This window comes from Acidovorax delafieldii (assembly GCF_007993815.1).
Taxonomy (GTDB): domain Bacteria; phylum Pseudomonadota; class Gammaproteobacteria; order Burkholderiales; family Burkholderiaceae_C; genus Acidovorax; species Acidovorax delafieldii.
In genome coordinates, this window is the sequence record NZ_VJWE01000017.1 from 104,158 (window position 1) to 125,830 (window position 21,673).

Below are 21,673 nucleotides of genomic sequence, written 5' to 3' on the forward strand. Positions count from 1 at the left end.
GGAAGGCATCTGTGGCTACTAGCGCGGCTCAAATTGCAAAGACCGGAAAATTCGGCGACCTGCGCCGTCGTCTGGTTTTTCTGTTGCTGGCGCTGGTCGTATACCGCATCGGGGCTCATATCCCTGTGCCTGGTATCGATCCAGCCCAACTTCAGCAGCTGTTCAGTGGCCAGCAGGGCGGCATCCTGAACCTGTTCAACATGTTTTCGGGTGGCGCGCTGTCGCGTTTCACAGTGTTCGCACTGGGGATCATGCCGTACATCTCTGCATCGATCATCATGCAGCTGATGACCTACGTGCTGCCCGCGTTTGAGCAGTTGAAGAAGGAAGGCGAAGCTGGTCGCAGGAAGATCACGCAATACACCCGTTACGGAACCCTGGGCCTGGCCCTGTTCCAGTCTCTGGGTATTGCCGTGGCTCTCGAAAGCTCTGCTGGCTTGGTTCTGAGCCCCGGTTTTGGCTTCCGCCTGACTGCGGTGGTCAGTTTGACGGCCGGAACCATGTTTCTGATGTGGTTGGGTGAGCAGATCACCGAGCGTGGTCTGGGCAACGGGATTTCGATCCTGATCTTCGGTGGTATCGCCGCCGGGCTGCCCAGTTCGATCGGTGGTCTTCTGGAGCTGGTTCGTACTGGCGCGATGAGCATCCTGGCAGCCATCTTCATTGTTATCGTGGTGGGTCTGGTGACTTACTTCGTGGTGTTTGTGGAGCGTGGTCAGCGCAAGATCCTGGTGAACTATGCGCGGCGACAAGTCGGCAACAAGGTGTATGGCGGTCAATCGTCACACTTGCCCTTGAAGCTGAACATGGCTGGTGTGATTCCTCCGATCTTCGCGTCGTCGATCATCTTGCTGCCTGCGACTGTGGTGAACTGGTTCAGTGCTGGTGAATCGATGCGTTGGCTCAAGGACATCTCGGGTGCACTGACTCCAGGTCAGCCGATCTATGTGATGTTCTATGCCGCTGCGATCATCTTCTTCTGCTTCTTCTACACGGCGTTGGTGTTCAACAGCCGCGAGACAGCAGACAACCTGAAGAAGAGTGGCGCGTTCATCCCAGGCATTCGTCCCGGTGAACAAACTGCCCGTTACATCGACAAGATCCTGGTTCGCCTGACCTTGGCCGGTGCCGTGTACATCACCTTCGTGTGTCTGTTGCCGGAGTTTCTGATCCTGAAGTACAACGTACCGTTTTACTTTGGTGGAACTTCCCTGCTGATCATTGTGGTGGTGACCATGGACTTCATGGCCCAGGTCCAGAACTACATGATGTCGCAACAGTACGAATCGCTGCTCAAGAAGGCGAACTTCAAAGGCAGTGCAGGCGGTTGACATCACGAGGGCAGCGCCCAGCGCTGCCTGCAAAGAGTTGGATATCGGTTGAGTTGGCGCCCCACGATTTTTCGCGGGCACAAATTGTGTTCCGTGCGAAGCAGCCGGGACGGATGGAAAAGTTTTAGGAGAATGCAATGAGAGTTTCGGCTTCGGTCAAAAAAATCTGCCGCAACTGCAAGATCATCCGCCGCAAGGGTGTGGTGCGCGTGATCTGCACGGATCTGCGTCACAAGCAGCGCCAAGGTTGATTGGAAAGTATTAGAGGACGCATATGGCACGTATCGCTGGCATTAACATTCCGCCGCACAAGCACGCGGAAATCGGTTTGACCGCCATTTTTGGCATTGGTCGCACCCGCGCTCGCAAGATCTGCGAAGCAACTGGTATCGCTTACTCCAAGAAGATCAAGGATCTGACGGACGGCGATCTGGAAAAAATTCGCGAACAAATCGAGCAGTTCACCATTGAAGGTGACCTGCGCCGCGAAACCACGATGAACATCAAGCGTTTGATGGACATCGGCTGCTATCGTGGCTTCCGCCATCGCCGCGGTCTGCCAATGCGTGGTCAGCGCACCCGTACCAATGCTCGCACTCGCAAGGGTCCGCGCAAGGGTGCAGCTGCACTGAAGAAATAAAGATTGAAAGATCATCATGGCTAAGTCTCCTGCCAATAACGCAGCTCAGCGCGTCCGCAAGAAGGTCCGGAAGAATGTTTCGGACGGCATTGCACACGTGCACGCCTCGTTCAACAACACCATCATCACGATCACCGACCGTCAGGGCAACGCCCTGTCATGGGCTTCGTCCGGTGGCCAAGGTTTCAAGGGTTCGCGCAAGTCCACCCCATTCGCAGCCCAGGTGGCTTCGGAAGTGGCCGGTCGCGCTGCCATCGATCAAGGTATCAAGAACCTTGACGTTGAAATCAAGGGCCCAGGTCCTGGTCGTGAGTCTTCGGTGCGCGCATTGGGCGCACTGGGCATCCGTATCACATCGATCTCCGATGTGACACCGGTGCCACACAACGGCTGCCGCCCTCAAAAGCGCCGTCGTATCTAATCTCTCTAAGCCCACCGCCGCCTGTGAACGCGCAAGCGCCTCAGGCGGCTCCCGCAATGGTTTGCGGTAGATGACACAAAGGAAGCTCAAGTGGCACGTTACCTCGGCCCCAAGGCCAAACTCTCCCGCCGTGAAGGCACTGACCTGTTCCTGAAGAGCGCACGCCGCTCGATCGCTGACAAGTCCAAGTTCGACTCCAAGCCTGGTCAGCACGGCCGCACCTCGGGTGCCCGCACCTCTGACTACGGTCTGCAACTGCGTGAAAAGCAGAAGGTCAAGCGCATGTACGGCGTGCTGGAAAAGCAATTCCGCCGTTACTTCGAAGCCGCCGAAGGCAAGAAGGGCAACACTGGCGCCAATCTGCTGTTCCTGTTGGAATCCCGTCTCGACAACGTCGTGTACCGCATGGGTTTCGGCTCCACTCGCGCTGAAGCGCGCCAGCTGGTGTCGCACAAGGCGATCACCGTGAACGGCAAGTCCGTGAACATTGCTTCGTACCTCGTGAAGACGGGTGACGTGGTGGCTGTGCGTGAAAAGTCCAAGAAGCAAAATCGCGTGGTGGAAGCCCTGCAACTGGCAGCTCAAGTGGGCATGCCCGCATGGGTGGAAGTGAATGCCGAGAAGGCAGAAGGCATCTTCAAGAAGGTGCCAGACCGTGATGAGTTTGGCGCCGACATCAACGAATCGCTGATCGTTGAGTTGTACTCGCGCTAATCGGTCGAGTACGTAATTCAAGAAAACCGTCCCTGAACCGCGAGGCATCGCGGTTTAGGCGCTTCACCAGCCTTACCGGTGTAACGAGCTGGGGGTATTGAGAGGAAGTCTGAATGCAAACCAATTTGCTGAAACCCAAGGCGATCAATGTCGAGCAGCTTGGCCACAACCGTGCCAAGGTCGCACTGGAGCCGTTCGAGCGTGGGTACGGCCACACGCTGGGCAACGCCATTCGGCGCGTCCTGCTCTCGTCCATGGTGGGTTACGCAGCGACGGAAGTCACCATTGCAGGCGTTCTGCACGAGTATTCGTCTATTGACGGTGTTCAAGAGGATGTGGTCAATATCCTGCTGAACCTCAAGGGTGTGGTGTTCAAGCTCCATAACCGTGATGAAGTGACGTTGAGCCTGCGCAAAGATGGCGAAGGTGTGGTCACTGCCCGTGACATACAGACCCCTCACGACGTGGAAATCGTCAACCCTGATCACGTGATCGCCAACCTGTCTGCTGGCGGGAAGCTGGACATGCAGATCAAGGTAGAGAAGGGTCGCGGCTATGTGCCCGGCAATCTGCGCCGCTATGCCGACGAATCGACCAAGTCGATTGGCCGCATCGTGCTGGACGCGTCGTTCTCCCCCGTGAAGCGTGTGAGCTACACCGTGGAAAGCGCCCGTGTGGAGCAGCGTACCGACTTGGACAAGCTGGTGGTCGAGATCGAGACCAACGGCGCGATCACTGCCGAAGATGCCGTGCGGGCATCTGCCAAGATCCTGGTGGAACAGCTGGCGGTATTCGCGCAGCTGGAAGGCGGCGAGCTGGCTGCGTTCGACGCACCCGCAGGCCCACGTGGCAATGCGACGTTCGATCCGATCCTGCTGCGTCCTGTGGACGAGCTGGAACTGACCGTGCGTTCTGCAAACTGCCTGAAGGCCGAGAACATCTATTACATCGGTGATCTGATTCAGCGCACCGAGAATGAGCTGCTCAAGACGCCTAACCTCGGCCGCAAGTCGCTGAACGAAATCAAGGAAGTGCTGGCATCGCGTGGCCTCACCTTGGGCATGAAGCTTGAGAACTGGCCGCCAGCAGGTCTGGACAAGCGTTAAGCCAAAGCTATAATCGAAGGCTGCCCAAATTTTGGGCGCCCGGTTTGATGTCCCCCGCAAGGGGGACTTTTCGTTCCCTCCGGGGAACAGTGCCTCGGACAGTACCTGATACGGCTGCCTGATTTAATTACATAGACAGTAGAAAGAAAGCACCATGCGCCACGGACACGGCCTTCGCAAACTCAACCGCACCAGCTCGCACCGCCTCGCGATGCTGCAGAACATGATGAACTCGCTCATCGAGCACGAAGTCATCAAGACCACCGTCCCCAAGGCCAAGGAACTGCGCCGCGTGATCGAGCCCATGATCACCTTGGCCAAGGAGGATTCTGTCGCCAACCGCCGCCTGGCATTCAACCGTCTGCGTGACCGTGACAGCGTGACCAAGCTGTTCAACGACCTGGGCCCGCGTTTCAAGGTGCGTCCTGGCGGTTACACCCGCATTCTGAAGATGGGCTTCCGCGTGGGCGACAATGCGCCTATGGCCCTGGTCGAATTGGTCGATCGTGCTGCAGAAACCGAAAATAATTCGGCAGCAGCTGAATAATAGGGTATAATTTATTTCTTACCGCGCGATGGAGCAGTCTGGTAGCTCGTTGGGCTCATAACCCAAAGGTCGGAGGTTCAAATCCTTCTCGCGCAACCAAAACATAGCAAGCATTGCTAAAACAAAACGCCCACTCCACAGTGGGCGTTTTTGTTTGTGCTCTCACTCGTTGCTTGTGCTCCTCCATGAGGGCGCGAGTTGGCGTGTTGATGACAACTTGTTCCTCCTGCGCAGAGCGCCATCGCGCTCCTACCGGCTCAGTGAGCGAACAGATCTGCCTTGGCGGCCTTGGTGATGGCCACCACACAGGGGTGCGTAATGCGCCTTTCAATGGAGATCGCAAAGAATTCCTCCACCAAGTCTGAGGAGCGGCCGATAACCTCCACGCCAAACTGAGCAGTGGTCTCCTCTTCCAGCACGGAGGGGGATGTGAAGATGCCTCTGCCTTCCCGCCCAAACGCATTCATCAACGCGCTGTCGTCAAACTCGCCGACGAGACGGGGTTGCAGGTGGTGCTTGTTCAGCCAGTGGTCGAGTTGCTGGCGAACGGACGACATGGGACCTTGGATGAGCATGGGCGCACCATGCAGGCACTGAGGGAACGGCCCCTCCAACTGTGCACGCAGGGCGGGGGCGCACAGAAAACTCATGCTGCTGGTGCCCAGCGGGTGGTTGAAGGCTTTGACGCCGATCTTGTTGGAAACAGGCTCGTCGGCCAGCACGAGGTCCAGCCGGTGCAGGCTCAACTGCGCAATCAATTCGGGAAACTTGCCCTCATGGCAGGTCATGTGCACGCGCTGCGGCATGCCCAGTGCGGGCTCCAGCAGGTGGTAGGCCACCGACTTGGCTATCGAGTCGGCCACCCCCACGCGGAACTCCAGCGGCTTCTCTTGTCCACGCGCCAGCCGGATGGATTTTTCCAGCTCGTCGCCCAGCGCGAAGATCTGTTCGGCATACCCCAGGGCCACACGCCCCTCGCTGGTCAGCTCCAGGCCACGCCCCCTTTTCCGGAACAGGTCGTGGCCCAGCCACTCTTCCAGTTGCTTGATCTGGCCGGACAGTGTTTGCGGAGTGGTGTTGAGCTGCTCACCGGCCCGCATCACACCGCCAGCCTTGGCAACCGTCCAGAAGTAGCGCAGGTGCTTGAAGTTCATACTGCCCAAATGCTTCGCATAAATCGAAGAATAAAACTCAATAAAACGAATATACGCGAAGTATGAAATTCTCTACATTGACGTTTGGCAGCTTCCGTGGCGATCTGCGCTGCGGCCTGGAGCTGCCTGTGTTCACAAGGAGTAGCAACGATGCGTATCACGACCCGAGGACAGCTGGCGGTGTCCGCCATGACCGACCTGGCCCTGCGCCAGAAGATGCGGCCCGTGCCTTTGTCCACCATCAGCGCACGGCAGGGGATTTCTCTGTCTTACCTTGAACAGCTGTTCAGCGCACTGCGCCGCGCCGGCTTGGTAGACAGTACCCGAGGGCCCGGTGGCGGCTATACCCTGGCGCGGCAAGCGGAGCAGGTATCGGTGGCTGAAATCATCCTAGCGGTAGAAAACCTCAAGACCGACGAGCTGCAGAACCTGGGGCCCAGTCAGGCCGCCCAGGTCAAATCCATGACGGGAGAACTGTGGACCAGCTTCAACTCCCGGGTGATGGAGTACCTGCAGTCGGTGACGCTTCAGGACCTTGTCACCCAGGCGCTGGAGCAGGGCACGGTCGTGGAGGAGAAGGCCCCAGCTGCGCGGGCCAAGCTGCCGCTGGCACCCAAGCCCCGCCCTTTGATGGCGCGGGTCAACGTGCCCAACTCGGTGTTTGCTCTGGGGACCATGCCGATCCTGCAGCGTCGCTGAAGCGGCCGCCATGTGGTGCTGCGGGGCGCTGTGAACGGCGCCACGCACACACGAGGGCCGTGGCCAGCGGCTCCTAGCGCGGGCTACAGCTGGTGCGCCAGCTGCTTGATTCCCCGGATCAGCATCTCCACCGAGATCGCGACCAGGATCAGGCCCATCAGGCGTTCAAACGCCATCACCACGCGTTCGCCCACCAGGCGCTGGATGCGCTCGGCCAGCAGCAACACCACGGCACACACGGCCATGGTGACGCACAGTGCGCCCACCCATTCCCATCGCCGCTCCGGGGCCTGGGCCACCAGCAGCATCACCGTGGCCAGCGCCGAAGGGCCTGCCAGCGCGGGGATGGCCAGCGGCACGATCAGCGGCTCGCCCGGTAGCTCCGCCTGTGGTCCGTCCGCCGACGGAAAGATCATGCGCAGTGCGATCAGAAACAACACCACGGCACCGGCAATCTGCAGCGACAAGTCGCTCAAATTCATGACCCGCAGGAACTCCGCTCCGAAGAACAGGAACACCAGCAGCAGTGCAAACGCAATCAGCACTTCCCGCAGGATCACCCGCGCCCGGCGCTCGGGCGCCACGCCCCGCAGGGCATTGGCAAAGATGGGGATGTTGCCCAGCGGATCGGTGATCAGCAGGAGCAGGATGGTGGCCGACGCGAAGGTGTAGCTCACGTTGCGTACACCGCGTCCAGCGAGCGAAAGCCCTTGATCTCGATCGGGTTGCCGCTGGGGTCGTGGAAGAACATCGTCCACTGTTCGCCCGGCTGGCCTTCAAAACGCACCTGCGGCTCCAGCACGAAGGCGGTGTCGGCGGCCTTCAGCCGTGCGGCCAGCGCATGCCAGTCGGGCAACTCCAGGATGGCGCCGAAGTGCGGCATGGGCACCAGATGGTCTCCCACGCGCCCGGTGCGGGCGCTGGCAAACGGCGTGCCCAGATGCAACGAGATCTGGTGGCCGAAGAAGTCGAAGTCCACCCAGGTGTTGGTGCTTCGACCCTCCAGGCAGCCCAGCACGCCGCCGTAAAAGCGCCGGGCGGCATCCAGGTCGGTGACGTGAAAGGCGAGGTGAAAGAGGCTGCGCATCCCACAGAGGATAGCAGCCAGTGCCACGCCTTGGCGCGGCCTGCAGGCCAGTCAGGCGACCGACGGATCGGCGGCCATGTTGTCAAACTTCTTGAAGTACTGGCGCGCCATGGCCACCAGCTGGGCGTCTGTCGGGTGGTCTGCGGCCACCGAGTCCACCACCACGCCGGCCACGGCCGCATGGTGTTTGGCGGCCCAGTCGCGGAACTGGTTGCGCACCAGGCCCGGGCCGGCCAGCAGCACCTCGCGGGTGTGGGTCAGTGTCTGGGCGATATCGGCAAAAAACGGCGCGAGGTCGTCGGCCTTGCCCTGGTGCTTGTGGTGGCTGCGGGACTTGATGCGCTGGGCTTCCGCGTGTTCGCGATCGAACATCACCACATGGGCTTCGGATTGGTCCATCCAGACAACGGCGTGAAAAGTGCTCATGAATCGGCTTTCTTGAAGGAGTGACAAAAAACGGGAAAGGAGCAGCCTGAGTGCGTGCATTCGCTCATGCCGCCCGCCGGTGTTGCTCTGCCTCTTCCTGGCAATGCACACAGCGTGCGGCCTCGGGCGTGGCGTGCAGGCGGGCGGCGGTGATGTGGGTGCCGCAACCCGTGCACTCGCCGTAGGTGCCGGCTTCGATGCGGGCCAGGGCGGCCTCGACCGCCGCCAGGTGTGCGGTCTCGCGTTCGTCCAGGGCAAATTCCAGCTCGCGTTCGGTGGCAACCTGGGCACGCGGGTCTTCCGGTTGTCCGAAGTGGTCGGCGGCGGCTTCGGCGCGGCCGATGACACCACCGCGCTGCGCGGCCAGCTGGGCCAGCAACTCGGATTGCTGGGCCAATAACTGCTGGCGGAAAGGTGCGGCTTGGGTCTTGTCCATGCGGGGTCTCCTCGGGGTGATCGGATACCTGCATGGTGCGCCTGTGCGCGGCGCGCTGGGTTGACCAAGGTCAAGGGATGGCGCGCGGTGTTCCCACCCTGGTGACACCGCTGCGTGGCGGGCTCAGCGCTTGGGCGGGCGCGCCAGCATTTCGGCGGTGTTGGTCTTGCGGTCCGCATTCACGCGCTGCACATGGGGGCGTTCGGCCATGCGGGCGAGGTAGTCGCGCACAGGCAGGTCGGCCAGGTAGTCCTTGCCGTAGATGATCTTGGTGGCGGAGCTGATCAGCGGCAGGTGAACGACGGCCGCGCAGTCGGCCATCGTGAAGGTGTCGCCGCCCACGTAGGGGCTGAACTTTGCCAACTGGCCGAAGGCGGCAATGTTCTTCTGCAGCTGTGCGCCCACCTTTTCCTTGGCGGTGTCGCTCACGGTGCCGCCAAAGAACGCCTGCGGATACAGGTTGCGTGCCACCAGCTCCAGGTGCAACTCCAGAAAGGTGATCAGCTCGCGCACCTTGGCGGCCTGGAAGGGGTCGGCCGGGATCAGTGGGTGATCGGGGTAGGCGGCTTCGATGTAGTCGGCGATCACCGCCGATTCACACAGCGCTCCCTGCGGCGTGCGCAGGTAGGGCACCTTGCCCAGTGGGCTGGCGCTGTGGTCGGTTTCGCCCACCCAGGCCAGTTCTTCGGTGAACGGCAGGCCCTTTTCGAGCAGCGCAAGCTTGACCTTGTTGTAATAGTTGCTGGCCGAAAAGCCGCAGAGTGTGAGCATGGTGTGTCTCCGATGTGTTGTAGGGGCAAGCGCACATCCTAGGCCCGCACCTGGTGCGGGGCGGTCACGCAGATGACCCGTGCGCTGGCTGGCGCGGACTGCGCACCTACAATGGCGCTTCCATGCCGTTGCCGTCCCTCCAAACCATCCGCAGCCTTCGCTGGCTCGCCCGCTGTGTGCTGGCGTGGTTTGTGTTGTCGATCGGCGTGGCCGTGGCGTCGCCGCTGGTGCACCCGCAGGCCATGGAGCTGATCTGCTCAGGCTCAGGGGCGATCAAGGTGTTGGTCAAGACCGACGACGGCGCCAAGGAGCTGCCCAGCCACACGCTGGACTGCCCGCTGTGCGCGCATGTGGGCGCTCCCCCTCCCGCATCGCAGGCCCAGCTGCCTGTGGCCCACCCGCTGGCGCATGCCCTGCGCCCCATCCCTGCCGCGCACATTGCAGCGCGCACCGCTGCGCCCCTGCAGCCGCGCGGGCCCCCATCGCTCTCCTGAAATCGCTATTGATTCGATAGCTGCTGGCGCATGATTCACTTGCGCTTGCGGCCTATTTGGTTTGATTTTCAGGAGTTTCCATGCGCAAAAGCCGCATGGCGCTGGCCGTGGCCAGTGCCTTTCCCGTCGTCCTTGGCATCGCGTCCGCCGGGGCTTCATCCGCATTCGCCCAGACCGCTGACAGCACCAGCACCAGCACCAGCACCAGCACCAGCACCAGCACTAGCACCAGCACCAGCACCACCAGCCATGCCCCGGTCAAGGAACTGGGCGTGGTCACCATCACCGGCGGCCAGCCCACCTCGCTGCCCACGCAGATCCCCACCACCATCGAGGGCGTGACGCGCGAGCAGATCGAGCATGCGATCAACGCCACCGACAGCGAAGACGCCCTCAAGTACCTGCCCAGCCTGCTGGTGCGCAAGCGCTATATCGGCGACTACAACCACGCCGTGCTGTCCACCCGCGCCTCGGGCACGGGCAACCCGGCGCGGTCCATGGTGTTTGCCGATGGCATCTTGCTCTCCAACTACCTGGGCAACGGCCCCACCAACGCGCCACGCTGGATGCTGGTCACGCCGGAAGAAATTGAGCGCGTGGACGTGCTCTACGGCCCGTTTTCTGCCGCCTACGCAGGCAACTCGGTGGGTGCGGTGGTGGACTACGTCACGCGCATGCCGACAAAGTTCGAGGCGCACGGGCAGGTCAGCTATCAGCACCAGCCCTTTGACCTGTACAGCACCAACGGCACCTATGGGGGCAAGCAGGTGAGCGCCTCGGTGGGCAACAGAAATGGCGACTGGTCGTGGTTCCTGAACTTCAACAAGACCGACAGCGAAGGCCAGCCGCTCACCTTCCCCACGCGCCTCGTGTCTGCGGGGACCGTGGGCAATGCGGGCACGCCGGTGACGGGCGCAGTGCTGGGCAACAACCGCAGCAACCAGCCCTGGTACTTGCTGGGCACGGCCACCCAGTACCACACGCAGCAAGACCACATCAAGGCCAAGATCGCCTATGACTTTTCGCCCACCGTGCGCGCCGCCTACACCTTCGGCTGGTGGCACAACGCATCCGAGGGGCGCCCCACCAGCTACCTGCGCGACGCCAACGGCAATGCCGTCTACAGCGGCACGGTCAACATCAATGGCCGCTCGTTTGCGCTCGCGCCTACGGACTTCAATGTGTCCAACGAAGACCTCACACATTTCATGCACGGCCTGTCGGTCAAGAGCCGCACGCAGGGCGTGTTTGACTGGGAGGTGGCCGCCAGCCTCTACGACTACCAGACCGACACCCTGCGCGCGGCCACCGTGGCGCTGCCTGCCGCGCTGAACGGTGGTGCAGGGCGCATCGTCAACAGCAAGGGCACGGGCTGGAACACGCTGGCCGCCAAGGGCACCTGGCGGCCCGATGGGCTGCAGGGCACGCACATCGTGGACTTTGGCCTGCAGCGCGACAGCTACCAACTGCGCACTATCGAAAACGCTACGACGAACTGGATCAGCGGTGATGCCGGCGCCCGCAACCAGGCCTTCAACGGCGACACGCAGCTCATTGGCCTGTGGGCGCAAGACACCTGGAAGATCGCGCCACGGTGGAAGGCCGTGCTGGGCGCCCGCGCCGAGCGCTGGAGCGCCAGCAATGGCCAGACCGGCAACGCCACCACCACGCTCAGCCACCCCGAGCGCAACGAGACCTATGTGTCGCCCAAGGCTGCCGTGGCCTACCAGGCCAGCGACGTGTGGGTGCTCAAGGCCTCCACTGGCCGCGCCGTGCGTATGCCCACCGTGGCCGAGCTGTACCAGGGCGGCATCAGCGGCAGCGGCACGCTCATCAACAACGACCCGAATCTGCGGCCCGAAAAGAGCTGGACCACCGAGCTGACGGCCGAGCGGGACCTCGGCAACGGTTTGCTGCGACTGACCGCATTCTTTGAGCGCACGAAAGACGCGCTGTACTCGCAGACCAACGTGCTCGTCAGCCCCAACGTGACCAACGTGCAAAACGTGGACGCCATCCGCACCAAGGGCATTGAGCTGTCGTACCAGGCGGCCAACGTCTTTGTGCGCGGGCTGGAGCTGGGCAGCAGCCTGACCTGGACGGATTCCAAGATCACCAAGAACGACAAGTTCCCGGCCAGCGTCGGCCAATGGCAGCCCCGCATCCCCGAGTGGCGCGCCACTGCGGTGGCCACCTACCGGCCCGATGACAAGTGGTCGTACACCCTGGGCGCGCGCTACAGCGGCAAGCAGTACAGCACGCTCGACAACAGTGACCCCAACGGCTTTGCCTACCAGGGCGCGAGCCGCTACTTCACCACCGATGTGCGCGTGCGCTACCAGATCACCAAAGCGGTCAGCGCCGCCGTGGGCATCGACAACGTCAACAACTACCAGTTCTGGAACTTCCACCCCTACCCGCAGCGCAGCTACATGGCTGAGCTGAAGGTAAGCCTCTGAAAGGACAATATCCCATGTCTCTGAACACTATGAAAAAGATAGCTGCTGCCGCATGTTTGACTAGCGCTACCGCCCTGTTTGGCACTGCATCTGCCCATGTGGTGCTCGAATACCAGGTGGCCCCGGCCGGCGCCAGCTACAAGGCCGCGTTCAAGGTCGGCCACGGCTGCAGCGCGTCGCCCACGCGGCAGGTCGTGGTGGACATCCCTGCAGGCATGCGCGGTGCACGCCCCATGCCCAAGCCGGGCTGGACGCTGGAGGTGCAGCGCGACAAGCTGGCCCAGCCCTACGCCAGCCACGGCCGCAGCATCACCGAAGACGTGGTGCGCATCACCTGGACGGCCAAGACGCCGGACGACATGTTGCAGAGCGCTCACTACGACGAGTTTGTGCTCGTGGCCCAGGCGCCGGAGCAGGCGGGCACCGTGTACTGGCCGGTGCGCCAGGTCTGCACCGAGGGCCGCAACGATTGGACCGAGGTGCCCAAGGCAGGCCAGCAGCTGTCGGACCTGAAGTCCCCTGCCGCGGCGCTGGAGATTCTGCCCACCGGTGGCGCCGCTGCCCACAATCATTGACAGTCGGACCCAGAGTCTGTTGCCGCTTCCCTTTCTTCTCTCGCAAACCGAAAGACATTCACCATGAAAAAACTGCTTCACACCGCTGCCGTCTTTGCCGCACTGCTGAGTGCCCCTGCATGGGCCCAGACCGCCGCCGTCAAGGTCGAAGGCGCCTGGGCGCGTGCCAGCGTGCAGGGCCAGAAGGCCACGGGCGCATTCATGCGCCTGACCGCCAAGGACGGTGCTCGCCTGGTACGTGCCGAGTCGCCCGCTGCCGGCCTTGCCGAGGTGCACGAGATGAAGATGGAAGGCGACATCATGAAGATGCGTGCGGTGCCTACGCTGGACCTTCCCGCAGGCAAGACGGTGGAACTCAAGCCCGGGGGCTACCACATCATGCTGCTGGACCTGAAGGCACCCCTGGCCAAGGACAGCGCGGTGCCCATCACCCTGGTGTTCCAGGACGCCAAGGGCGTGGAAAGCAAGCTCAACCTCACGGTGCCGGTGGGCACCGCTGCACCCGGTGGCGCCACGGCGGGCAGCATGATGGATGGGCATAAACACTGAGGTGACAGCCGCCGCAGCGCCTTCGCGGGCGCAACGCATTGGAGTAAGCTGTGACTCCTCAGAACCTTCAGCAGGTTCTCACGACCCACCTCTTGCGGAGCGGCCATGAGCGACACATCCAACTTCGGTTTCGGCAAATTCGTCCCCGGTTTTGACTTTTTGCAAAGCCTTGCCAAGGGGGCGTCCAGCAGCATTCCGCAGTTGCCCAACCTCAGCAATTGGGTGGCGCCCACCATCAGCGTCGAAGAGCTGGAAAAGCGCATCGACGAGCTCAAGGCCGTGCAGTTCTGGCTGGAGCAGAACTCGCGCGCGCTGGCCGCCACCATCCAGGCGCTGGAGGTGCAGAAGATGACCCTGGCCACGCTCAAGGGCATGAACTTCAGCATGGGCGACGTGGCCAACGCCTTCAAGCTCAAGACCGCCGACACGGTGATGAGCGGCGTGCAAAAAGCCGCTGACACGGTGACCGGCGCCGCCGAGGCCGTGGCGGGTGCTGCCGCCCGCGTGACCGGCCGCGCCAGCGCTGCCGACGAGTCCGAGGAGGAGCCCGCTGACACCGAGCCCGCCCCTCAACCCGCCAAAGGCAAAGCCAAGGGCAAGACAGCGGCGGCCGCCGAGCCTGCCGTGGTGGACCCGATGCAGTGGTGGGGCGCGCTCACGAGCCAGTTCCAGCAGATTGCCACCAACGCCATGAAGGACGCGGCCAAGCAGACCGCCATCGACACCACCAAGAACATGGCCACCGGCCTGGCCAAGGAAGCCCTCAAGACGGCCACCGGCATGGCCAGCCAGTTTGCCGCCAAGGGCATGCAGACCATGCAGGGCGGCGCCAAGCGCGCCGCCGCGTCATCAGCGGGCACTGCCAAAAAGGCCGCTGCCGCCAAGAAGCCCGCAGCCCGCAAAACCACCACGAAACCCGCCGCTAAAAAGGCCGGCAGCACCCGCAGCCCTGCGGCACGCAAGCGAGCGGGCTGACGCCAAAGCGGGCCGGTGTGGCAGCCCGCAGATGGCGCAGCACTGCCCCACCCCCGCCCAGGCCTGGAGACCATCACCATGAAACTCTTCCCCACCGGCCATGCCACCCACCCGCAGTGGCGCATGGCCGCTGCGCTGGTACTGGCGCAGTTGCGCGCCCAGATGGCGCTGCCTGACTACGCGTCGGCGCCCACCCTGGGCCTGCTGTACATCACCGACCACTATGCCAACGAGGCCCAGGCGCTGCTCGACTACCTGAGCAGCGAACTGCCCGAGGTGACCGACTGGAGCGGTACCGTGGGCGTGGGCGTATCGGCCAACAATGCCGAGTACTTTGACGAGCCCGCGCTGTCGGTCATGCTGCTCGATGTGCCGGCCGACCAGTACCGCGTGTTTTCTGGCGTGGCGCCGCTGCCCGCCCATGCGCCGCATGCCAGCGCAGGCTTTGTGGCCCACACAGCGCTGGTGCATGCCGACGGCCACACGCCGGAATTGGCCGAACTGCTGACCGAGATGGCCGCGCGCACTGACACCGGCTACCTGTTTGGCGGCCTCAGCGCCAGCCGCACGGCCAGCGTGCAGTTTGCCGTGGGCGGCGACGGCAACATGGCCGGGCAGGGCGGTGCCAGCGGGGTGTTTGACGGGGGGCTCTCGGGCGTGGCGTTTGGCGCGGGCGTGTCGCTGGTGTCGCGCGTCACGCAGGGCTGCCAGCCCGTGGGCGCGCTGCACACCATCACGGCCGCGCAGGAGAACGTGGTGCTTGCGCTGGATGGCGAGCCTGCGCTGGATGTGCTGCTCGATACGCTGCAGGTGTCGCTCGACGGTGGCGACCCGCAGCCTGCCCTGCGCAAGGTACGCGCCACGCTGGCCGGGCTGGTCAGTGCGGGTGAGCAGCCACAGGGCCAGCGTCGCAAAGGGCATTTTGGCACCGACACGCGCGTGCGCCATATCCTGGGGTTGGACGGCTCCCGCCGGGGTGTGGCCCTGGCCGACCATGTGGAGCCCGGCATGCACCTGGCGTTCTGCCAGCGCAACGTGGCGGCCGCACGGGCGGACCTCATGCGCATCTGCGCCGAGATCCGCGAGGAACTATCGCCAGAGGAACTGGAGCCCGCGCCCATGGTGGCGTCCGGCGCGCCAGGGGAACTGGCCGCTGCGCCGGGCGTTGACGGACATGCTGGAGCGCAACCCCAGACGGGGCGGCGCATTTGCGGCGCGATCTATGTGAGCTGCTCGGGCCGGGGCGGGCCGCATTTTGGCGGGCCCAGCGCCGAGCTGCAGATCGTGCGCCATGCGCTGGGCGATGTGCCACTGGCCGGCTTTTTTGCGGGCGGCGAGATCGCCCACCACCATCTGTACGGCTACACCGGCGTGTTGACCGTGTTTGTGGACGGCGAGCCCTTGCCGTCCTGAGGTAGACGAGGGGGGCTGGCTGGCGCAGCAGCCCCCGCCATCGTCAACGCCGGTCAGCCCGCGCCGTTCTCGTCGGACTCGGCTTTTTCCTCGGGCGTCAGCCGCGTGGCCAGGATCTTGTCGATGGTCTTGCCATCCATGTCCACCACTTCCAGCTTCCAGTCCTCCCACTGCACCGTGTCGGTCACCTTGGGCAGGCGGCCGGTCAGCAGCATGATCATGCCGCTGAGTGTGTGGTAGCGGCCGCGCTCTTCCTCGGGCACGGCGTCCAGGTTCAGGCGGTCCTTCAGCTCGGGCACGGGGATGTGGCCGTCTAGCAGCCAGCTGCCGTCCTCGCGCTGCAGCGCCCACGAGGTCTCGGGGTCGCGCGGCTGGAACTCGCCGGTAATGGCCTCGATGAGGTCCTGCAGCGTCACGATGCCCTGCACCTCGCCGTATTCGTCGATCACAAACGCCATGTGCACGTCCGACAGGCGGAAGTTGTCCAGCAGCTCCATGCCCGTGATGGTTTCGGGCACATACAGCGCCGTTTGCAGCGGCTGGTCGGCCAGGCCACCACGCGCCTTGTCGCGCAGGGTGCGGGACAGCCACTGGCGCGCGTTGATCACCCCCAGGATGTTGTCCATGCCGCCGCGCACCACCGGGAAGCGCGCATGGTCGGACTCTTCAATGCACTGGAGGTTGTCTTCAAACGGAGCATCGATGTCCAGACACACCACATCCCCGCGCGGCACCATCAGCGAGCCGATCTGGCGGTCGTCCAGGCGGAACACGTTGCGCACCATGGTGTGCTCGTGCGACTCGATCACGCCGGCGGTGGTGCCTTCGACCAGCATGGCGTGGATCTCTTCTTCGGTCACCGGGCTGCCACTGGTTTCCTTCACACCCAACAGGCGCAGCAGCGTGCGTGTGGACGTGGACAGCAGCAGCACAAACGGCTTGGTGGCCAGCGCCAGAAAGTTGATGGGCCGTGCCACTAGGCGGGCAAAGGTCTCGGGGTACGACTGGCCGATGCGCTTGGGCACCAGTTCGCCCACCACGATGGAGAAGTACGTGATCAGCACCACCACCAGACCCGTGGCCGCGTAGCCGCCGTAGGGCAGTGGCACCCCCAGGCGCTCCAGCCACGAGGCCAGCGGCGCGGCCAGCGCGGCTTCGCCCACGATACCGTTGAGCACGCCGATCGACGTGATGCCGATCTGGATGGTGGAGAGGAAGCGGGTGGGGTCTTCGCCCAGCTTCACGGCCGCGGCGGCACCGCTATCGCCCTCATCAATCAGCTTTTGCAACCGGACTTTGCGGGCCGTGACCAGAGCGATCTCTGACATGGCAAACAGGCCGTTGAGACAGATGAGGGCGAACAGTATTGCTATTTCCATACAAAGGGCGCCTTGCGCGCCCTTGGGAGTTGAGAAGCGACCAATTGTAAGGACAGGGGCCAGAGGCCTTGCGCAGGCTCCTAGCCACCTTCGGTTGGCAGGCCGGTTTCGTCCCATTCGGGCAACCCGCCGCGCAGCCAGTACACCGACTGGAAGCCCTTGGCGGAGGCTACCTTGGCGGCCTTGTAGGACTTCCAGCATTCGGCGCCATTGCACGCAAAAATCACCGGCTTGGCTCTGTCCAGCCCTTGGAGCTTGTCCAGCGCCTGGAAGTCATCCTGCGCGGCATTGAAGGCCACGTCCTTGAGGCTCTTTTCCACATACGCAGCGAACACGGCCCCGCGGATGCGCTTGGTCTTGAATTCCTTTTCGGTGCGGGTGTCCACCAGCGTGGCGCCCTGCGCCAGCAGGGTCTGGGCCTCGCGCGCGGTGATACGGTTGACCCCAGGCAGGCTGGTGGGCGTGAACAGCCCCAGCTCGGCCACGCGGCGGTATTCCACCGCCTCCGGGCGCACGGAGATTGGCGGCAGGCCGCTGGCGGAGGACGATGTGCTGAACCACTGGGCCAGTTTGTTGCGCGCATCCGCCGGCAGGTCATTTTTCACCACGATGGAGAACCCGCCCGGAACGGGCTGCGACGTGGCCAGCACCCGCGCGATGCCGGGGTGCGCCGCAGACCATTCGGCCCAGTCGTCCTCGCGCACCACGGTGGCGTCTGCCGTGCCCAAGGTCAGGGCGGTGAGGCCCGCCTGGGGAAATTTTTCGTACTGCACGGCGCGCAGGTCCTGGAACGACAGTCCTGCCTCGTTCAGCATGCCGCGCGCCATGTAGGTATAGACCGAGTCCTGCTGGGGCAGGTAGAGCCTGCGGCCCTTCATCGCAGGCACTGCCGCCAACTGCTGCAGCCCGACCAGCAGGTATCTGTCTGATTTTTGCGTTGCGCCCACCAGTTCGTAGCCGCGTTGCAACGCAGACGCCGCGACCTGCGCAGGGCCAATGAAGATGTCATAGCCCGCGCTGCGGGTGGCGCGCATCACGTCGGCCATATCGTCGCTGGTCGTCAGTGCCACCGACTGGCCCGCGGCTTTCGACAGGCCTGATTCGGCAGCGGTGCGCAGGATGGAATGCGCCGCCTTGCGGGCGGTGGGTTCCACGGCCACGATGGCCGTCAGCTGGGCCTGTGCTGCGCTGCATCCCAGCCATAGGACAAGTAGCAGTCCCAGCGGGCCTCGGGTCGGTTTTCTGGTGGTGTTCATTGCGCTGCTCCTCTCCCCAAAACAAAGCGCGAATATGCCCACGCCCCCCGCACCTGCGTACGAATGTTTCCGATCTTTTGTTCTTGTTACTTCTGCTAACGACGCCGTGCGTGCGGCAGGAGGAGCTGCCGCACAGAATGCGGGCTGACCCGATCCCCCGTCCCCGCTCAATGGCGAGGGGCTACAAGGTTTTGTCCACCCCACTATTTGGAGACGTTTCCATGAAAGATTCGATGACCCTGCCGCGCCGCCACATGTTGGCCGGAAGTGCTGCTGCCCTGAGCGCGCTGGGCCTGGCCGGATGGACGGGCAGTGCGCGGGCCCAGCAGGCCGCAGCCTCTGCGGCCAAGCCGCTGCCCGCCTATGCGGGGTGGAAGTCGCCGGATGCGTTGATCGTGCACAGCAGCAGCACGCTGGAGACGCGCCGCTCCGCGTTCGGCACCAGCGTCATCACGCCGTCCAACCAGCTGTACGTGCGCAACAACCTGCCTGCGCCTGACGCGGCCATCCTGGACAACCGCGACGCGTGGACGGTGTCCGTCGAAGGGGTCAAGAGCCCGCGCAGCCTCACCTTGGCGGAGCTCAAGACGCTGGGCGTGGAGACCGTGGCCACCGTGCTGCAATGCTCGGGCAATGGCCGGGGCTTTTTCCCCAGCAAACCCAGCGGCACCCCCTGGTCGGTGGGCGCTGCCGGTTGTGTGGTCTGGAGCGGTGTGCCGCTGCGCAACGTGGTGGCCGCCCTGGGCGGGCTGGCCGATGGTGCCGCCTACCTGACCGGCACGGGGGGCGAGAAGCTGCCCGAAGGTGTGGACCCGCTGTCGGTACTGGTGGAGCGCTCGGTGCCCGTGAAGGCGATGGACGACGCCCTGCTGGCCTGGGAGATGAACGGCGAGCCGCTGTCGCTGGCGCATGGCGGCCCGCTGCGGCTGGTGGTGCCGGGCTACCAGGGCGTGAACAACATCAAGTACGTCAAGCGTGTGGCGTTTACCAGCGCACAGTCGCAGGCGCGCATCATGTCGCACGGCTACCGCATGTCGCCGCCCGGCAGCAAGGCCAGCCCCGACCAGCCTTCGGTGTGGGAGATGGGCGTGAAGTCCTGGATCAACGGCCCGCTGCCTGAAAAGGGCGTGCTCAAGCCCGGGCAGGTGCAGGTGCATGGCGTGGCCTTTGGCGGCACACGCGGCATCAAGGGTGTGGAGGTGTCGGCCGATGGTGGCAAGACCTGGTTGGCGGCCAAGCTCATCGGCCCCGACCTGGGCCCCTTTGCCTGGCGGCAGTTTGCGCTGCCCGTGCGCCTGGAGGCGGGCACCCATGTGCTGGCCAGCCGCGCCACCGACACGGCGGGCAATGTGCAGGCCGAGCAGCGCGAGGAAAATCTGGGTGGCTACAACAACGCCAGCTGGCGCGACCACGCCGTCACCGTGACCGTGGCCTGACATGGGTGGATTGAACCGAGCGCGCCGCCTTGCCGTCGCGGTGTGGTCGGCTGGCGCCTGTGCGTCGGCCTGGGCCGCCGACCCTGCCGAACTGGCGCGGGGCAAGGAACTGTTCACCAAGATCCAGCCCGCCTGCGCCGTGTGCCACACACTGCAGGCCGCCGGTGCCGAGGGCCAGGTAGGCCCGGTGCTGGATGAGCTGAAACCCGACGCCGGCCGTGTACTGCGTGCGCTCAAGGCAGGCATCGGCGTGATGCCGTCCTATGCCGAGCGCATGAGCGAGAAGGACATGCTGGCCGTGGCGCAGTTTGTGGCACACGCCACAGGCGCCGCCAAGTAGGCGCAGCCTCTCGCGGCGGTTGCAACAGCCTTGCCTCGCTGCAACCGCGCGCTGCTTCAGGCCGCCGTGCGCGACGGCACCAGCGCCGCCCCGGCTGCGCGCCCCTGCAAGCCCTGGAACGCAAAGTCCACCTCGGGCACGCGGCCGCTCACGATGTCGGCCAACGCCTTGCCCGAGCCGCAGGCATGCGTCCAGCCCAGCGTGCCGTGGCCGGTATTGAGGAACAGGTTGCCCACCTTCGTCTTGCCAATCAGCGGCACGTTGCTGGGCGTGGCGGGGCGCAGGCCGCTCCAGAACTGCGCCTGGGTCGCGTCGCCCGCGCAGGGGAAGAGCTGCTCCACACGCCGCACGATGGCCTCGCAGCGCACCTGGTTCAGGTGGCGGTCGTAGCCGTTCAGCTCGGCAGTGCCGGCAATGCGCAGACGGTCGCCGCCGCGTTCGCTGGTGTAGCGCGAGAACACGAGCTTGAACTCGTCGTCCGTCAGGCTCACCTGGTGCGCCTTACTGGCGTCCTTGACCGGCATGGTCACCGAGTAGCCCTTGGCCGGGTAGATGGGCAGCTGGATGCCCAGCGGCTGCGCCAGCAGCGGGCTGAACGAGCCCATGGCCAGCACAAACGCATCGCCGCGCACGCGCTCGAAGCGGCCTTCGGCATTGGTCACTTCCACATGGTCGATGCGGCCGCCTGCCTCGCGCAGCGCGGTGATGTGGTGGCCCATGCGGAACTGCACGCCCGCCGCTTCACACAGCTTGGCCAGCTCGCGTGTGAACTGGTTGGCGTCGCCGGATTCGTCCTCGGCCGTGTAGGTGGCTCCGGCCAGCTGCGAGCGGATATGGGCCAGGGCGGGCTCGATGCGCACGGCCTCGTCGGCGCTGATCACCTGCCGCTCGCAGCCGAGTTGGCGCATTTGCTCGGCAGGAGCCAGGGCGCCGTCGAATTCTTTTTGGTTGGTATAGAAGTGCAGGATGCCCTGCGTGCGCTGGTCGTATTGGATGCCGGTGGCCGCGCGCAGCTGCTGCAGCGTGTCGCGGCTGTAGGTGCCCAGGCGCACGATCTGCTCGATGTTGTGGCGCGTTCGCGCGGGCGTGCAGTTGCGCAGGAAGGACAGGCCCCACAGCCATTGCCGCATGTCGGCGCGCAGGCGGAATAGCAGGGGGGCGTCTTCTTTGCCCAGCCACTGCAGCACCTTGAGCGGCGCGCTGGGGTTGGCCCAGGGTTCGGCGTGGCTCACCGAGATCTGGCCGCCGTTGGCAAAGCTGGTCTCGGCACCGGGCGCACCCTGGCGGTCGATGACGGTCACCTCGTGGCCGAGTTGCGAAAGGAAATAAGCCGAAGTCACGCCGAGCAAGCCGGCGCCCAAAACGATCACGCGCATGATTTTCAAAGCCTTTCTGGGCTCTGGCGCTAGAACAACATGCGCTGGCAGCTATGGATTTAATAGCGTGCAGCTGGCGCATGAATGCC

Annotated in this window: 25 protein-coding genes and 1 tRNA gene; 17 read left to right on the forward strand and 9 right to left on the reverse strand. The window is 64.0% G+C overall.

The features are described 5' to 3' along the window. Positions 1-11 precede the first annotated feature (11 nt). The 8 genes from secY (at position 12) to ATF69_RS20005 (ending at position 4,858) form a co-directional block, all read left to right on the forward strand. Positions 12-1,331 (forward strand): preprotein translocase subunit SecY, encoded by a 1,320-nt coding sequence (gene secY / locus ATF69_RS19970; RefSeq protein ID WP_056065391.1) that lies wholly within the window; start codon positions 12-14, stop codon positions 1,329-1,331. A 137-nt stretch (positions 1,332-1,468) separates the two neighbouring features. Then, entirely contained in the window at positions 1,469-1,582 is a 114-nt protein-coding gene (gene rpmJ / locus ATF69_RS19975; RefSeq protein ID WP_005793651.1) for a 50S ribosomal protein L36, read from the forward strand. Between the two features lie 23 nt (positions 1,583-1,605). Next, positions 1,606-1,971 (forward strand): 30S ribosomal protein S13, encoded by a 366-nt coding sequence (gene rpsM / locus ATF69_RS19980; protein ID WP_008906516.1) that lies wholly within the window; start codon positions 1,606-1,608, stop codon positions 1,969-1,971. A 16-nt stretch (positions 1,972-1,987) separates the two neighbouring features. After that, positions 1,988-2,392, forward strand: a complete 405-nt coding sequence (gene rpsK, locus ATF69_RS19985; RefSeq protein WP_005793662.1) for a 30S ribosomal protein S11 — start codon at positions 1,988-1,990, stop codon at positions 2,390-2,392. A gap of 90 nt (positions 2,393-2,482) precedes the next feature. Further along, on the forward strand, positions 2,483-3,106 hold the full coding sequence (gene rpsD / locus ATF69_RS19990; protein ID WP_008906515.1) for a 30S ribosomal protein S4: 624 nt from the start codon (positions 2,483-2,485) through the stop codon (positions 3,104-3,106). 113 nt (positions 3,107-3,219) lie between these two features. Next, positions 3,220-4,212, forward strand: a complete 993-nt coding sequence (locus ATF69_RS19995; protein ID WP_005793666.1) for a DNA-directed RNA polymerase subunit alpha — start codon at positions 3,220-3,222, stop codon at positions 4,210-4,212. 154 nt (positions 4,213-4,366) lie between these two features. Further along, positions 4,367-4,759: a 50S ribosomal protein L17 gene (rplQ, locus tag ATF69_RS20000; protein ID WP_008906513.1), complete on the forward strand. Its 393-nt coding sequence runs from the start codon at positions 4,367-4,369 to the stop codon at positions 4,757-4,759. Positions 4,760-4,781: 22 nt separating this feature from the next. Continuing rightward, positions 4,782-4,858 (forward strand) — tRNA-Met (locus ATF69_RS20005). Between the two features lie 158 nt (positions 4,859-5,016). Here ATF69_RS20005 and nhaR read toward each other — a convergent pair. After that, positions 5,017-5,913, reverse strand: a complete 897-nt coding sequence (nhaR, locus tag ATF69_RS20010) for a transcriptional activator NhaR (protein WP_099729096.1) — start codon at positions 5,911-5,913, stop codon at positions 5,017-5,019. 150 nt (positions 5,914-6,063) lie between these two features. Between nhaR and ATF69_RS20015 the strand changes: the two genes are divergently transcribed. Next, positions 6,064-6,612, forward strand: a complete 549-nt coding sequence (locus ATF69_RS20015; protein ID WP_056065396.1) for an Rrf2 family transcriptional regulator — start codon at positions 6,064-6,066, stop codon at positions 6,610-6,612. Positions 6,613-6,695: 83 nt separating this feature from the next. Here ATF69_RS20015 and ATF69_RS20020 read toward each other — a convergent pair whose 3' ends face one another. From ATF69_RS20020 to ATF69_RS20040, 5 genes are all read right to left on the reverse strand, one after another. Beyond that, positions 6,696-7,289: a MarC family protein gene (locus ATF69_RS20020; RefSeq protein WP_015016008.1), complete on the reverse strand. Its 594-nt coding sequence runs from the start codon at positions 7,287-7,289 to the stop codon at positions 6,696-6,698. Next, complete coding sequence (locus ATF69_RS20025; RefSeq protein WP_099729097.1) at positions 7,286-7,699, reverse strand: VOC family protein; 414 nt, start codon at positions 7,697-7,699, stop codon at positions 7,286-7,288. The genes ATF69_RS20020 and ATF69_RS20025 overlap by 4 nt, the downstream gene beginning before the upstream one ends. Before the next feature lie 51 nt (positions 7,700-7,750). Beyond that, entirely contained in the window at positions 7,751-8,125 is a 375-nt protein-coding gene (locus ATF69_RS20030) for a hypothetical protein (protein WP_099729098.1), read from the reverse strand. Positions 8,126-8,189: 64 nt separating this feature from the next. Beyond that, positions 8,190-8,561 (reverse strand): TraR/DksA family transcriptional regulator, encoded by a 372-nt coding sequence (locus ATF69_RS20035; protein WP_099729099.1) that lies wholly within the window; start codon positions 8,559-8,561, stop codon positions 8,190-8,192. Between the two features lie 123 nt (positions 8,562-8,684). Next, positions 8,685-9,332 carry a glutathione S-transferase gene (locus ATF69_RS20040; protein WP_146872054.1) on the reverse strand — a complete coding sequence of 216 codons (648 nt, stop codon included), beginning with the start codon at positions 9,330-9,332 and terminating at the stop codon, positions 8,685-8,687. A 122-nt stretch (positions 9,333-9,454) separates the two neighbouring features. Between ATF69_RS20040 and ATF69_RS20045 the strand changes: the two genes are divergently transcribed. The 6 genes from ATF69_RS20045 to ATF69_RS20070 all read left to right on the forward strand — a co-directional run bounded on the left by ATF69_RS20045 (position 9,455) and on the right by ATF69_RS20070 (position 15,797). Beyond that, positions 9,455-9,826, forward strand: coding sequence for a DUF2946 family protein (locus ATF69_RS20045; RefSeq protein WP_208758750.1), 372 nt, complete (start codon positions 9,455-9,457; stop codon positions 9,824-9,826). Between the two features lie 80 nt (positions 9,827-9,906). After that, a complete protein-coding gene (locus ATF69_RS20050; RefSeq protein WP_146872055.1) occupies positions 9,907-12,285 on the forward strand; it encodes a TonB-dependent receptor in 2,379 nt (792 codons plus the stop codon). A 14-nt stretch (positions 12,286-12,299) separates the two neighbouring features. After that, entirely contained in the window at positions 12,300-12,860 is a 561-nt protein-coding gene (locus tag ATF69_RS20055; protein WP_208758751.1) for a YcnI family copper-binding membrane protein, read from the forward strand. 63 nt (positions 12,861-12,923) lie between these two features. Then, positions 12,924-13,409, forward strand: coding sequence for a copper chaperone PCu(A)C (locus ATF69_RS20060; protein ID WP_099729103.1), 486 nt, complete (start codon positions 12,924-12,926; stop codon positions 13,407-13,409). A 105-nt stretch (positions 13,410-13,514) separates the two neighbouring features. Then, positions 13,515-14,384, forward strand: a complete 870-nt coding sequence (locus tag ATF69_RS20065; RefSeq protein WP_099729104.1) for a PhaM family polyhydroxyalkanoate granule multifunctional regulatory protein — start codon at positions 13,515-13,517, stop codon at positions 14,382-14,384. 78 nt (positions 14,385-14,462) lie between these two features. Beyond that, positions 14,463-15,797: an FIST signal transduction protein gene (locus ATF69_RS20070; RefSeq protein ID WP_146872056.1), complete on the forward strand. Its 1,335-nt coding sequence runs from the start codon at positions 14,463-14,465 to the stop codon at positions 15,795-15,797. Between the two features lie 53 nt (positions 15,798-15,850). Here the strand turns inward: ATF69_RS20070 and ATF69_RS20075 are convergent, their stop codons facing one another. After that, a complete protein-coding gene (locus tag ATF69_RS20075) occupies positions 15,851-17,176 on the reverse strand; it encodes a hemolysin family protein (RefSeq protein WP_056065422.1) in 1,326 nt (441 codons plus the stop codon). An 80-nt stretch (positions 17,177-17,256) separates the two neighbouring features. Further along, positions 17,257-18,432 carry a rhodanese-like domain-containing protein gene (locus ATF69_RS20080; protein ID WP_146872057.1) on the reverse strand — a complete coding sequence of 392 codons (1,176 nt, stop codon included), beginning with the start codon at positions 18,430-18,432 and terminating at the stop codon, positions 17,257-17,259. A gap of 221 nt (positions 18,433-18,653) precedes the next feature. On the opposite strand from ATF69_RS20080, the gene sorT reads away from it, so the two are divergent. Further along, complete coding sequence (gene sorT, locus ATF69_RS20085) at positions 18,654-19,868, forward strand: SorT family sulfite dehydrogenase catalytic subunit (RefSeq protein ID WP_146872058.1); 1,215 nt, start codon at positions 18,654-18,656, stop codon at positions 19,866-19,868. A 1-nt stretch (position 19,869) separates the two neighbouring features. After that, a complete protein-coding gene (gene sorU / locus ATF69_RS20090; RefSeq protein WP_056065430.1) occupies positions 19,870-20,208 on the forward strand; it encodes a SorU family sulfite dehydrogenase c-type cytochrome subunit in 339 nt (112 codons plus the stop codon). Positions 20,209-20,264: 56 nt separating this feature from the next. On the opposite strand, the gene ATF69_RS20095 is transcribed toward sorU, so the two are convergent. Next, a complete protein-coding gene (locus ATF69_RS20095; RefSeq protein WP_146872059.1) occupies positions 20,265-21,584 on the reverse strand; it encodes a D-amino acid dehydrogenase in 1,320 nt (439 codons plus the stop codon). Positions 21,585-21,673: the final 89 nt, after the last annotated feature.